This is a genomic window from Bifidobacterium simiarum, from assembly GCF_002802905.1.
Taxonomy (GTDB): domain Bacteria; phylum Actinomycetota; class Actinomycetes; order Actinomycetales; family Bifidobacteriaceae; genus Galliscardovia; species Galliscardovia simiarum.
Window position 1 is genome coordinate 63865 of the sequence record NZ_PEBK01000009.1, and the last position, 13689, is coordinate 77553.

The 13689-nt window shown below is 64.1% G+C and carries 13 protein-coding genes and 1 tRNA gene; 8 read left to right on the plus strand and 6 right to left on the minus strand.

Features of this window, described 5'->3' with window-relative positions; translation table 11 throughout:
- Positions 1 to 13 precede the first annotated feature (13 nt).
- Positions 14 to 715, plus strand: a complete 702-nt coding sequence (locus CSQ87_RS09010; protein WP_100513584.1) for a sugar O-acetyltransferase — start codon at positions 14 to 16, stop codon at positions 713 to 715.
- A 20-nt stretch (positions 716 to 735) separates the two neighbouring features.
- Here the strand turns inward: CSQ87_RS09010 and prmC are convergent, their stop codons facing one another.
- The 6 genes from prmC to CSQ87_RS09040 all read right to left on the minus strand — a co-directional run bounded on the left by prmC (position 736) and on the right by CSQ87_RS09040 (position 5536).
- A complete protein-coding gene (prmC, locus tag CSQ87_RS09015) occupies positions 736 to 1632 on the minus strand; it encodes a peptide chain release factor N(5)-glutamine methyltransferase (protein WP_100513585.1) in 897 nt (298 codons plus the stop codon).
- A gap of 118 nt (positions 1633 to 1750) precedes the next feature.
- Positions 1751 to 2845 carry a peptide chain release factor 1 gene (gene prfA / locus CSQ87_RS09020; RefSeq protein WP_100513545.1) on the minus strand — a complete coding sequence of 365 codons (1095 nt, stop codon included), beginning with the start codon at positions 2843 to 2845 and terminating at the stop codon, positions 1751 to 1753.
- 229 nt (positions 2846 to 3074) lie between these two features.
- Entirely contained in the window at positions 3075 to 3287 is a 213-nt protein-coding gene (gene rpmE, locus CSQ87_RS09025) for a 50S ribosomal protein L31 (RefSeq protein WP_100513546.1), read from the minus strand.
- A 123-nt stretch (positions 3288 to 3410) separates the two neighbouring features.
- On the minus strand, positions 3411 to 4193 hold the full coding sequence (locus CSQ87_RS09030; protein WP_100513547.1) for an SDR family oxidoreductase: 783 nt from the start codon (positions 4191 to 4193) through the stop codon (positions 3411 to 3413).
- Positions 4194 to 4333: 140 nt separating this feature from the next.
- Positions 4334 to 5287 carry a potassium channel family protein gene (locus CSQ87_RS09035; protein WP_243388902.1) on the minus strand — a complete coding sequence of 318 codons (954 nt, stop codon included), beginning with the start codon at positions 5285 to 5287 and terminating at the stop codon, positions 4334 to 4336.
- 175 nt (positions 5288 to 5462) lie between these two features.
- A tRNA-Ile gene (locus tag CSQ87_RS09040) sits at positions 5463 to 5536 on the minus strand.
- Between the two features lie 263 nt (positions 5537 to 5799).
- On the opposite strand from CSQ87_RS09040, the gene deoC reads away from it, so the two are divergent.
- From deoC to CSQ87_RS09075, 7 genes are all read left to right on the plus strand, one after another.
- Entirely contained in the window at positions 5800 to 6474 is a 675-nt protein-coding gene (gene deoC / locus CSQ87_RS09045) for a deoxyribose-phosphate aldolase (RefSeq protein ID WP_100513549.1), read from the plus strand.
- 137 nt (positions 6475 to 6611) lie between these two features.
- Positions 6612 to 7811, plus strand: coding sequence for a phosphopentomutase (locus CSQ87_RS09050; protein ID WP_100513550.1), 1200 nt, complete (start codon positions 6612 to 6614; stop codon positions 7809 to 7811).
- A 63-nt stretch (positions 7812 to 7874) separates the two neighbouring features.
- Entirely contained in the window at positions 7875 to 8582 is a 708-nt protein-coding gene (gene deoD / locus CSQ87_RS09055; RefSeq protein WP_100513551.1) for a purine-nucleoside phosphorylase, read from the plus strand.
- Between the two features lie 84 nt (positions 8583 to 8666).
- Entirely contained in the window at positions 8667 to 9623 is a 957-nt protein-coding gene (locus tag CSQ87_RS09060; RefSeq protein WP_100513552.1) for a sugar-binding transcriptional regulator, read from the plus strand.
- A 147-nt stretch (positions 9624 to 9770) separates the two neighbouring features.
- Entirely contained in the window at positions 9771 to 11069 is a 1299-nt protein-coding gene (locus CSQ87_RS09065; RefSeq protein WP_100513553.1) for a pyrimidine-nucleoside phosphorylase, read from the plus strand.
- Positions 11070 to 11234: 165 nt separating this feature from the next.
- A complete protein-coding gene (locus CSQ87_RS09070) occupies positions 11235 to 12566 on the plus strand; it encodes a NupC/NupG family nucleoside CNT transporter (protein WP_100513554.1) in 1332 nt (443 codons plus the stop codon).
- A gap of 33 nt (positions 12567 to 12599) precedes the next feature.
- Positions 12600 to 13553, plus strand: a complete 954-nt coding sequence (locus CSQ87_RS09075) for a nucleoside hydrolase (protein ID WP_100513555.1) — start codon at positions 12600 to 12602, stop codon at positions 13551 to 13553.
- Positions 13554 to 13689: the final 136 nt, after the last annotated feature.

Genomic DNA, 13689 nt, shown 5'->3' on the forward strand with positions numbered 1-13689 from the left:
GAAGGAGTGCATCATGACCGACACCATCAACGCCGACGACGGCAACGCCACGGAATCCAGAACGCCGATTCCGCCCGTCGAACTGCGCAGGCCGCGCGCCAGCGAGCTCGAGGAGATGCTGGCGGGCAAGCTGTATGACGCCTCGGATCCCGAACTCGACCGTCTGCGCACCACGTCCGCCGACCTGTGCTCGAAGTTCAACGCCCTGCCGCGCGGCGCGACCGCCGAGCGCAAGGCCGTGCTCGACGAGCTGCTGCCCCATCACGGCGAGGGCCTCGACGTGCTCGGCCCGGTGTTCTTCGACTACGGCATCCACACCACGTTCGGCGACCGGGTCTTCGCCAACTTCAACTTCACCGTGCTCGACTGCGCTCCCGTGACCATCGGCGACGACGTCCTGTTCGGCCCGAACGTCTCCCTGCTGCCGCCGATGCATCCGCTGCGCTGGCAGGACCGCAACGTCCGTCGTCGTGAGGACGGCACGGCATACGACTATGAGTATGGTCTGCCGATCGTGATCGGTTCCAACTGCTGGTTCGGCGGCAACGTGACCGTACTGGGCGGCGTGACCATCGGCGACGGCTGCGTGATCGGCGCCGGCGCGGTGGTGACCCGCGACATTCCGCCGAATTCCGTGGCCGTGGGCAATCCCGCCCGCGTGATCAAGACGATCACCGACGCGGACGCCTCGGCGCTGCAGGACTACGCGCAGTAGGGATTACGCGCAGTAAGCGGTCAGGACCGGACCGCGAACAGGTACCGCGGTCTGCCGGTGAGATCGTTGCCAGTCCGGGCGTGGTCAAACCCCGATCGGCCGGCATAATCGACCAATGCGACACCCTGACTGATGTCATGCTCCATGACCAACACGCCGCCGTGTCTGAGCAATCCGGCCGACCGGTCAATGATCCTCTCGGGGATCAGCAGACCGTCGGCCGAGCCGCCGTACAGGGCCAGTTCGGGATCGTGATCGCGGGTCTCGGGCTGTTCCGGAACCTCGGATTCGGGCACATACGGGGGGTTGGAGATCACCAGATCGATCGTGCCGTCCAGATCATTCAGGGTTGCGGGATCGGTGGCGTCCCCCAAAATCAGGTGGTATCGCGACTCCGCGTCGGGATTAGCGGCAAGGATCCTCTTCCGGTTGCGCTCGGTCCATTGATGGGTTTCGGGGCTCAATTCCACGGCCCAGACCTCACTGTCGGCCAGTTCCGTGACCGCGGACAGGCCGATCGCTCCGCTGCCCGCGCACAGATCGACGATCCGGGGGTGATCGATTCCCGGATGATCGATTCGCTGCTCCTTCAGCCAGTCAAAGCCGGCCTCGACCACGATCTCAGTCTCGGGACGGGGGATGAAGACGCCGGGGCCGACGGCAAGGTCAAGGTACCGGAACGGGGCATGGCCGGTGATGTGCTGCAGAGGTTCGCGGGCCGATCGGCGGGCGATCATGGCCCGGAATTCCGACTCGTCGAAATCCAGGGACTCCCTCATGAGCATGGCCCGGTCGACGTCGCGCAGTTCCACGCCAGCCGCGTGGGCCAGCAGGAGCTTCGCATCGAAACGGGGGGTGTCGACACCCGCGTCGGCCAAAGTACGGGTCGCTGCGTTCAATACGGAGCCAAGATCCATCATCGTCCCCCTTGTCGATTCGGGTTCATCCCGGTTTTTGGCAAATCCAAGCACGACACACCGATACACGACGTCCTTCACGCTTGGATTGGCCAAAAACCGAAAGCCGAGGACCGGTTTACTGCTGGGCGGCGGCGAGACGGGCGGCCTCGTCGGCCTGGATGTCGGAGTCGATCACGGCCTGCAAGTCGCCGTCGAGCACCTGATCGAGGTTGTACGCCTTGTAGTTGGTACGGTGATCAACGATGCGGTTCTCCGGGAAGTTGTAGGTGCGGATGCGCTCGGAACGGTCGAGCGAACGGACCTGAGAGTGGCGCATGTCGGCGGCTTCGGCGGCCTCCTGCTCATGCTTCATGGCCAGCAGTCGGGACTTCAGCACGCGCAGGGCGGCCGCGCGGTTCTGGATCTGCGACTTCTCGTCCTGCATGCTCACCACGATGCCGGTGGGGATGTGGGTCATGCGCACGGCGGAGTACGTGGTGTTCACGGACTGACCGCCGGGGCCGGAGCTCATGAAGATGTCGATCTTGAGGTCCTTCGGATCGATCTCGATCTCGTCGTCGTCCTCATCGGCTTCGGGGAACACGATCACGCCGGCCGCGGAGGTCTGGATGCGGCCCTGCGATTCGGTGACGGGGATGCGCTGCACGCGGTGCACGCCGCCCTCGTACTTCAGCGACGCCCACACGCCGTCGGCGGGTGCCACGGCGCCCTTGGCGCGGATGGCGATCTGCACGTCCTTGATGCCTCCGAGTTCGGTGGAGTTCTCGGACTGGATGGCCACGGTCCAGCCACGGCGTTCGGCGTAGCGCGTGTACATGCGCAGCAGGTCGCCGGCGAACAGCGCGGCCTCCTCGCCGCCGGCGCCGGCCTTGATCTCCATGATCGTGTCGCGGGCGTCGTCCGGGTCGCGCGGGATCAGCGCGGTACGCAGCTTCTCGCGGACCTCGGGCATTTCGGCTTCGAGACGCTTGGCCTCCTCCTCGAAGTCCGGGTCCTCGGAGGCCATCTCCTTCGCGGCCTCGTAGTCGTCGCACAGCGTGGCGTACTGACGGTATACGGAGACGATCTGCGCGAGTTCGGCGTGACGACGGCCGAGCTTGCGCATCTTCTCGGGATCGGACGCCACTTCGGGGCGGCTCATGTCCTCTTCGAGATTGCGGTATTCGTCCAATGCGGTCTGCGCCGCGGGAAACTCTTCTGCTGCTGTCATGCCATGCCTTTCAGGGGTTCAGGATCGAGGATGCGGGAATGCGAGGATGTGAGGATGCGGCCGGGTGGGACAAGGAACCAACGGAACCATACGAACGGACGGGAGCGAACCGCGAAACGGGGAATGGGGAATGAAGGAATCGGACCGAGGGATCGGACCGGATAAACAAAAACGCCAGTCCGCGCCGGATCGATCGTACCCGGGCGCAAGACTGGCGTGGCAACGAATGTTACTTGGCCTTCTTGCCGTAACGCTTCTCGAAGCGGGCCACACGACCACCGGTGTCGAGGATCTTCTGCTTGCCGGTGTAGAACGGGTGGCACTTCGCGCACACATCAGCGGTCACGTGACCGGAGGTGATGGTGGAGCGGGTGACGAAGGTGTTGCCGCAAGAGCACACGACCTCGGTCGGCACGTATTCGGGATGGATTCCCTGCTTCATGATTAACTCCTAGGGGTGTATTTCAGGACCGGGTCGCCTTGCCCCGATGGCAGACGTGAACCGGAACCGATGAGATTATACTCGCACACCCCTACAAGGTCAACCGACCGCGGAGAGACTCCGTCACCGCTCGCGGTACACCTTGGTGTAGGAGCCTTCGGCACGGGGACGCACGACGATGGAGTCGATGTCTACGGTGTCGGGCTGGGCAAGGGCCCAGCGCACGCATTCGGCGATGTCCTCGGCCTTGAGCGGGCTAGGCACGCCGGCGTAGACCGCCGCGGCCTTGGCCTCATCGCCGTGGAAGCGCTTGAGCGAGAACTCGTCGGTGGCCACCATGCCCGGCGAGATGTCCACGATGCGCACCGGCTCGCCGATCTGCTCCAGACGCAGCACGCGGGCCATCACCCGTTCGGCGAACTTGGAGGCACAGTATCCGGCGCCGCCCTCATACGGCTCGATGCCCGCCGTGGAGGAGATCACCAGCACCGTGCCCTCGGTCTCCTTCAGCGCCGGCAGCAGCTTCTGGGTGATGCGCAGGGTGCCGAGCACGTTGAGCTCGTACATGTCGCGCCAGTCATCCAGACTCGCCGTGGCCACCGGATCCTTGCCGATCGCCGCACCCGCGCAGTTGACCAGCGCCTTGACCGGACCGCCCGCCAGCACGGCGTCCACTGCGGCCTGCGTGGAGGCCTCGTCGGTCACGTCGCATACGTGATAGGTGCAGGCCCCGCCCAGTTCGCCGGCGAGCGCGGCCAGCCGCTCCTCGCGGCGGGCAAGCGCCACCACCTGCCATCCGTCGGCCACCAGCGCACGAACCGTCGCGGCGCCGATGCCGCTGGACGCGCCCGTCACCACGGCACGCCTGACCGTCTTGTTGATCTCCTTGTTGACCGTCTCAGCCATTGCGACTCCTTACTGTTGTCGTATCTGCCGTATCGTTCTCCACTGTAGTGCGCGGGCGGCCGCTCGGTTCCGATCGACCAGCCCGTTCCGATCGACCCGTCCGTTCCGATCGACTGGCCTGTCCATTCCGTCCGTTCCGATCACTCATCCGGTCGGCTCGTCGGTCCATTCCGGTCATCCGACCGGTCAGTCCGTCTATTCCGGTCATTCGACCGGCCGTCCATCCGATTCCGTCGTTCGTCCATCCGACTCAGCCGCTCGTCCAGACCGTCCAGTCGCGCGGACAGGAGATCCAGACGTTCCATCAGCCGCATGTCACGCCGTTCGCCGGCCCGGGCGTCCTCGTCCATCTCGTGCGACAGCCGGCTCTCCATTCCCCGTCCCCATGCGGTCCGCTCCCCGGTCTCGACCCGTTCCATGATCCAGGAGGCCACCATGGCGGTGATCACGCCGATCAGGGTGATGCCGCCGAGCATCAACGCGGCGGCGATGCACCGCCCCTGCCAGGTGACCGGCGCATAGTCGCCGTACCCCACCGTGGTGACCGTGACGAACGCCCACCACACTGCGTCTCCGAAATCGTCGATCATCCCGTCGCCGGCCCGCCGTTCCACATCGAACATGGCGAGTGCGCCCACGTAGATCATCAGGGTCACCGTGGCCACCACGTAGATGGCGATCCTGCCCCGAAGCGCCATGCCGGACGTGCGGTTGAGCACCTTGAGCACCATGAACAGCCGTAGCAGGCGCAACGGTCGCAACACCGGCAGCACCACCGACGCCAGATCGAACAGATGGTGGACGAACCAGTGCCGCCGATCGTTCGCAAGCGCCAGCGAAACAACGTAGTCGATGGCGAACAGCACCCAGACCACGTTCATGACGGTCTCGCATATCCGGGAGCCCGTCATGCCCATGATGATCGCCGAACCGGCCGAGGCCGACGCCCCCTGCGTGTTCGGAGGTGCTCCCAGCACCTGCCAGGAGTAGGCGATCAGGAACACCACAGCCGCGGCGGTGAGCGGCCATTCGGTCCATTTGCGCCAGATCTTCAGCGTCGGGCTTTCCCGAACGGCCGACGTCGTCCCCTTCACGTCCATGGCCTTTTTCGCCGTCTCTTTGGTCTCTTTGGTCCCTTTGGTTCCTTTGGTCTCTTTGGTCCCTTCGGTTCTTTCGGCCTCTTTCGCCGTCTCGCTCACATTCATGCCCCTCCGCTCCCCTCTGCCGAACATCATTGATCAGGCACCATTGATCAGGAGGAAAAAGAAGTGGGGCCGCAGGGGCTTGAACCCTGGACCGGCGGATTATGAGTCCGATGCTCTAACCGACTGAGCTACAGCCCCACGTTGCGCAACGCAACTTTGTTATGGTAGCAAAGACCGGCGAAATCATGCGCGTCCGCGGTACGAGTCGGTCTCGGCCCGGTTGGGTGCCAGCCGGACCGAGGACATCGGTGCAGGGGCCGCCCGACCCAGATTGAACAAACGTTCAACTACGTAGGTGGACATTTGTAACATTCTCTGCTAGAGTGGAAATCACCAAGCCGGCCAACGAAGGCCAGCCCTTCACGGACTTCCCGTGAATTATCAGAAAGGCAACGCCCATCATGTCCCTCACCCAGGCTCAGCTCGCCAAGTACATGGACCACACGCTCCTCAAGGCCAACGCCACCGCCGAACAGATCGACAACACCGTGGCCGAAGCCATCAAGTACAACACCGCATCCGTCTGCATCAACCCCTACTGGATCCCCCGCGTCTCCAAGGCCCTGGCCGGCACCGGCATCGCCACCTGCACCGTGATCGGATTCCCCCTCGGCGCCAACACCACCGACGTCAAGGTGTTCGAAACCAACGACGCCATCGACAAGGGCGCCGACGAGATCGACATGGTCATCAACATCGGCGAACTCAAGGGCGGCAACGACGACGTAGTGCTCGCCGACATCAAGGCCGTGGCCGAGGCCACCCACGCCAAGGGCAAGCTGCTCAAGGTGATCATCGAGACCGCGCTGCTCACCGACGACGAGAAGGTGCGCGCCAGCAAGCTCACCGTCGAAGGCGGAGCCGACTTCGTCAAGACCTCCACCGGCTTCTCCACCGCCGGCGCCACCGTGCACGACGTGAAGCTCATGCGCGAGAACGTGGGCCCCGACTTCGGCGTCAAGGCCGCCGGCGGCATCCACAACCTCGCCGACGCCTACGCGATGATCGAGGCCGGCGCCACCAGGCTCGGCGTCTCCGCCTCCGTGGCGATCCTCGAAGAGGCCGCGCAGCAGTAAGGTTCGCTCGGAGGTCCGCCGCCCCCATCGGCGGACCTCCACGTTTCGATCGTTCCCATCATTCCGATCGCGTTCAGATTTCGGTCTTTTCGGTCTTTTCCATATTTTGATCTTTCAACGGTGAAAGGAAGCCTTCCATGGCATACACCTACAAACGAGTCCTCGCCATCGCCCTCGATTCCATCGGCATCGGCGAAGCGCCGGACGCCGCCCGCTTCGACGACGTCGGCGCCGACACGCTCGGCCATATCGGCGAGTTCTTCGACGGCAAGCTGCATCTGCCGAACCTCGGACGCATCGGCCTGAGCAACATCCGCCCCGACAATCCGATCAAGGGCGTGCCGGTCGCCGATCCGGCCGTTGGCTGCTTCGGCAAGATGACCATCACCTCCCACGGCAACGATTCGCTCGACGGGCACTGGGAGATGATGTGCCTGCCGGTGAAGTTCGAGATGGCTACCTTCCCGAACGGATTCCCGCAGAACATCGTCGACAAGCTGGAGGCCTTCTCCGGCCGCAAGGTGATCGTCAACAAGCCGTACTCCGGCACCGAGGTGATCCACGACTACGGCGAGCACCAGATGAAGACCGGCGACCTGATCCTCTACACGTCCGGCGATTCGGTACTGCAGATCGCCGCCCACGAGGACGTGATCCCGATCGACGAGCTGTACCGCATCTGCGAATACGCCCGCACGCTGATCAACGGCCCCGAGATCGTGATGGGCCGCGTGATCGCACGTCCGTACGTCGGCCCCGACAAGGACCACTTCACCCGCACGTCGAACCGTCACGACTACGGTCTGGAGCCCATCGCGCCGACCGTGCTCGACTTTCTGCACGACGCGGGATACGACGTGCTCGCCGTGGGCAAAACCAACGACATCTTCTCCGGCCACGGCATCACCAAGGGCTGGCGCAACAAGAGCAACATGGACGGCATGGACCATGTGGACGAGGCCATGGCCTCCGACTTCACCGGCCTGTGCTTCACCAACCTCGTGGACTTCGACGCCATGTACGGCCACCGCCGCAACGCGCAGGGCGACGGCGACGCGCTGATGGCCTTCGATGAGCGTCTCGGCCATGTGATGGACAACATGCACGACGACGATCTGCTGCTCATCACCGCCGACCACGGCAACGACCCCACTTACAAGGGCACCGACCACACGCGCGAATTCGTGCCGATCCTCGCCTACTCCCCCGGCATGTCGAACCCGGGCACGTCGCTGGGCATCCGCGACACCGCCTCCGACATGGGCGCCACCATCCTCGACAACTTCGGCGTCGAAGGCAATGGCAACGGCACCAGCTTCCTCGATCAGGTCCGCTGAGCCCGTCCGGCATCGCAATCAACGACACCGCATCGCCATCACAACCATCGAAAGGACCCCATCATGGCAACCCCCCACATCGAAGCAGAACCGGGCGATTACGCCGACGTCGTACTGATGCCCGGCGACCCGCTGCGCGCCAAGTACATCGCCGAGAACTTCCTCGACGACGCCGTGCAGGTCAACGGCGTGCGCAACTGCCTCGGCTTCACCGGCACCTACAAGGGCCACCGCATCTCCGTGCAGGCCAGCGGCATGGGCATCCCCTCGCTGTCGATCTACACCAACGAGCTGGCCACCATCTACGGCGTGAAGACCATCATCCGCGTCGGCTCCTGCGGCGGCATGGCGGCGGGCGTCAAGCTGCGCGACGTGCTGCTCGCCTCCGGCTCGACCACCGACTCCGCCGTGGTGACCAACACCTTCGGCCACGGCGTGCACTACGCGCCGCTGGCGAACTTCGAACTGCTCGACACCGCCTACCATGTGGCCAAGGAGCAGGGCGTGGACGTGAAGGTGGGCGACATCTTCGCGGCCGACCGCTTCTACAACGACGAGCTCGACATGAAGAAGCTCGCCGACTACGGCGTGCTCGGCACCGAAATGGAGTCGGCCGGCCTCTACCTGCTCGGCGCCAAGCTCGGCTTCCGCGCCCTGTCGATCCTCACCGTCTCCGACCTGATCTTCGGCGAGGGCAAGACGACCAGCGAGGAGCGCGAGAAAACCTTCAACGACATGATCACCATCGCGCTGGAGACCGCCATCGCCTGATCGGCCGCAACCGCAGGACCAGGGCCGGACGACGGCCGGATCATAGGAACCGGGTCACAGGAGCCGGATCATAAGGGACGGGAGATGAGCATGAACGTTACGACGAAGAAGACCAAGGACGCGCTGAAGGTAGCCAAACTCTACTATCAGCAGGATTTCAGCCAGGTCGAAATCGCCACGCTCATGCACATCTCCCGTCCCACCGTCTCCCGACTGCTGCAGTACGCGCGCGAAAGCGGGCTGGTGCGCATCGACATCGCCGACCCGAGCGTCGAGGTCCCCGATCTGGCCGACCGCATCCGGCAGAAGTACGGCCTGAAGCATGTGGAGGTGGTGCCGATCGCCACCATCGCCCCGAAGGATCGGATCGACACCGTGGGCGAGGCCGCCGCGGACTACATCGAATCGATCGTGCAGGACGACGACGTCATCGGACTGGGATGGGGCCGCACGCTGTACGCCATCGGCACCCATCTGGCCCCGAAGGACGTGCGCGGCGTGACCGTGGTGCAGATCAAGGGCAGCATCTCGAACACGGAAAGCAACAACTTCGCGTTCGAAAGCGCCAATGCCTTCGCCGCCGCATTCCACACCCTGCCGCAGTACCTGCCCCTGCCGGTGATCTTCGACCGTCGGGAGACCCGTGAACTGGTGGAGCAGGAGACCTACATCTCGCATATCTTCGACATGGGCCGACGGGCCAACATCGCGATCTTCACCGTCGGCTCCGTACAGGACTCGGCCCTGCTGTTCCGTCTGGGATACCTCACCCGGGCCGAACGGGACCGTCTGCAGCACGAGGCCGTGGGCGACGTGCTCTCCCGGTTCATCGACCGGGACGGCGGCATCATCGACGAGGACATCGACGCCCGCACGATCGGATTGCATCTCGACGACCTGAAGAACAAGCCGCACAGCATTCTCGTGGCCGCCTCCCCCATCAAGGTGCCGGCCACGCACGGCGCACTGGTCGCCGGCTACGCCAACACGCTGGTGATCGACGAGATCAGTGCCGCCGATCTGCTGGAATTCGCGACATGACGTCCGACCTGACATCCGACGATGAACGTCGGTTCACATCGAACCGCGGCATGAACGAACAGATGTTCACGACGCGACACGCACATTTGTAAAAACCGTAAGAATAGTTTAACGTTTTATCATCACCTCGGCAAAGGAGCCAGCATTATGCGAATGATCGACATCATCGACGCCAAGCGCGGCGGCAACGAACTGAGCGACGAGCAGATCCGTTTCTTCGTCGACGGCTACACGGCCGGCGACATCCCCGACTATCAGGCCAGCGCCCTGCTGATGGCGATCTGGTTCAACGGCATGACCGCCGAGGAGACCCGCCACCTGACGATGGCCATGCTCAACTCCGGCGACAAGCTGGACCTGAGCGACATCCCCGGCAAGAAGGTCGACAAGCACTCCACCGGCGGCGTGGGCGACAAGGTGAGCATCCCGCTCGCCCCGCTGGTCGCCTCGCTGGGCATCGTGGTGCCGATGATCTCCGGCCGAGGCCTCGGCCACACCGGCGGCACGCTCGACAAGCTCGAGGCCATCCCCGGCTACACCGTGGAGATCGAGGAGGACGCCTTCAAGCGTCAGCTGCGCGAGGTGGGCTGCATCATCGCCGGCGCCACCGGCAACATCGCCCCCGCCGACAAGAAGATCTACGCCCTTCGCGACGTCACCGACACCGTGGATTCCATTCCGCTGATCGCCGGGTCGATCATGAGCAAGAAGATCGCCAGCGGCACCGACGCGCTGGTCATGGACGTGAAGACCGGTTCCGGCGCGTTCATGAAGAGCGAGGAGGACGCCGTGGCCCTGGCCCGTGCGCTGGTCGACATCGGCAAGGGCGTGGGCATGGACTGCATGGCCGTGATCTCCGACATGAACCAGCCGCTCGGCCTCGCCATCGGCAACGCCCTCGAGATCGAGGAATCGATCGCCGTGCTGCGCGGCGAGGGCCCGAAGGACCTGACCGATCTGGTGCTCACCATCGGCAGCCAGATGGTGGTGATGGCCGGAGAGGCCAAGGACCTCGACGAGGCCCGCACCAAGCTGGAGGCGAAGATCGCCGACGGTTCGGCCCTCGAGCGCTTCCGCATGATGATCGAGGCGCAGGGCGGCGACGGCCGGGTGATCGACGACCCGACGATCATGCCGCAGGCCAAGTACCGCATCCCCATCACCGCCGACAAGGACGGTGTGATCACCGGCATGAGGGCCGACGAAATGGGCATCGCCTCGATGATGCTCGGCGGCGGCCGCGCCACCAAGGACGACGAGCTCGACTACGCCGTGGGCCTGGTGCTCAACCACAAGGTCGGCGACGAGGTGCACCAAGGCGACGTACTGCTCACCGTGCACAGCGACCGCGAGGACATCGCGGACGTCGAACGCCTCATCCGCGACAACATCACCATCAGCAAGGAGGCTGAGCCCATCACACTGATCCATCAGATCATCGTCTGACGTCTTCCACGCTCCGGTGCCGGTCTCGCATCAGGGCCGACACCGGAGGAAATTCATCCCGATATCAATCGGATGACATACGCAGCCACTACCGTGGGTAGTGGTGCCGGCCGGGGGCAACACCGGCCAACACTTGAGAAACTGAGAACCAAAGGAAGGGAACTCATGTATCTAGCGATCAACATCGTGGGCCTGCTGGTCTTTCTGGCCCTGGGCTGGGTATTCTCCCACAACCGCAAGGGCATTGACTTCAAGTCCGTGGGCTGCATGCTCGTTCTGAACCTCGTCATCGCGTGGTTCCTCACCAGCTTCGAATGGGGACGCATGGCGGTGAAGGCCGCCGCCGACGGCTTCGCGGCCATCGTCAACCTCTCCTACAAGGGCGTCAACTTCGCCTTCGCCAACTGGGTCGGCGCCGACGGCACCAACCCCGCTCCGGTGAACTTCATCGCCAGCGCCCTGCTGCCGATCCTGCTCATCGTCCCGCTGTTCGACATCCTCACCTACATCGGCTTCCTGCCGTGGATCATCAAGTGGATCGGCCGCGGACTGAGCTTCGTCACCCGTCGTCCGAAGTTCGAGACCTTCTACGCCGTCGAGATGATGTTCCTCGGCAACACCGAGGCCCTCGCCGTCTCCAAGGTCCAGCTGCAGCGCATGAAGGCCGGCCGTAACGTCACGCTTGCCATGATGTCGATGAGCTGCGTCACCGCCGCCATCATCGGCTCCTACATCCAGATGGTCCCCGGTGAGTTCGTCATCACCGCCATCCCGCTGAACTGCATCAACGCCCTGATCGTCAGCCACATGCTCTACCCGGTCGAGGTCAGCAAGGACGAGGACGTGATCTACGGCCTCGGCGATCCCGCCGCCGAAGACGACGTCGTCGAGCTCACCGCCGAGGAGCAGGCCGCCAAGGACAAGGCCATCGAGGAGTACAAGGCCCTGCCCTGGTTCAAGAAGCTCATCACGCACGATCCGAGCAAGCCGGTCAAGGAACCGTTCTTCTCCTTCCTTGGCGATTCGATCCTCGGCAGCGGCAAGCTGATCCTCATCATCACCGCCAACGTGGTCGCCTTCGTGGCGCTGGCCGCCCTCATCGACGCCGGCCTCGGCATGATCTGGGACAAGCTCTCGCTCGAATCCATCCTCGGCGTCGTCATGTACATCCCGGCCTGGCTCATGGGTCTTGACCCGGGCACCGCCTGGCACTTCTCGCAGCTCATGGGCCTCAAGCTCGTGACCAACGAATTCGTGGTCATGGGCCAGATCACCAGCGAGGTCGCCACCTACGCCGCCCACTACAAGGCCGTGCTGACGGTGTTCATCACCTCGTTCGCCAACTTCTCCACGCTGGGCATGGTCATCGGCTGCTTCAAGGGCATCGTCGACAAGGACAAGAACGACGCCATCTCCAAGCAGGTCGGCCGCATGCTGCTCTCCGGCATCCTGGTCTCCCTGCTCTCCGCCGCCACCGTCGGCCTGTTCGTCTGGTAATCCACCGCATACGTCTCTGCTAAGGAGTCAACCATGACCAAGAAACTCATCCTCGATCTCGACACCGGCATCGACGACACGCTGGCCACCGCCTACGCGCTGGGCAGCCCCGAAGTCGAACTGATCGGCATCACCGGCACCTACGGCAACGTCCTGCTCGATCAGGGCGTGCGCAACGCGCTGGCGGTCACCGACCTGTTCGGTCACCCGGAGGTCAAGGTGTACAAGGGCCTGCCGCACGCCAGCACCAAGGACTCGTTCGAAGTGCAGCCGGTCTCCGCGTTCATCCACGGCAAGAACGGTATCGGCGACGTCGAGATCCCCGATTCGAACCGCGAGCCGGAAACCGAATCCGCCGTCGACTTCATCATCGACGCGGTGAAGACCTACGGCAAGGATCTGGTCTACGTGCCCACCGGCCCGATGACCAACATCGCCGCGGCACTGGCCAAGGCGCCGGAGATCAAGGATGAGATCGGCAAGATCGTGCTGATGGGCGGTGCGCTCACCGTCTGCGGCAACGTCTCCGCATGGAGCGAGGCCAACATCTCGCAGGATCCGGACGCGGCCAATGCATTGTTCCGCTCCGGCGCCCCCGCCACGATGATCGGCCTCGACGTCACGCTGCAGACCCTGCTCACCTACAAGGAGACGCAGCGCTGGCGCGATCTGGGCACCCCGGCCGGCCGGTTCCTCGCCGACATGACCGACTACTACATCAAGGCGTACGAGACCACCTCCCCGCATCTGGGAGGCTGCGGTCTGCACGACCCGCTCGCGGCAGGCGTCGCCGTGGATCCGTCGCTGGTCACCACGCTCGACATCAACATGCAGGTTGACGTCGACGGACCGACCCGCGGCCGTACGATCGGCGACAACGAACGGCTCAACGATCCGGTCAAGACCATGAAGGTCGCGGTCGGCGTCGATGTGCCGCGATTCCTCGACGAGTTCATGACCCGCATCACCGGTCTCACCAAGGCCTGATATCCGATGGCTCCCCGACCACCCCGGCCGGGGAGCCATTGTTCTCTCACCCGTCCCAATCACCCGGTTCGATCACCCGGTTCGATCACCCGGTTCGATCACCCGGTTCGATCACCCGGTTCGATCACCCGGTTCG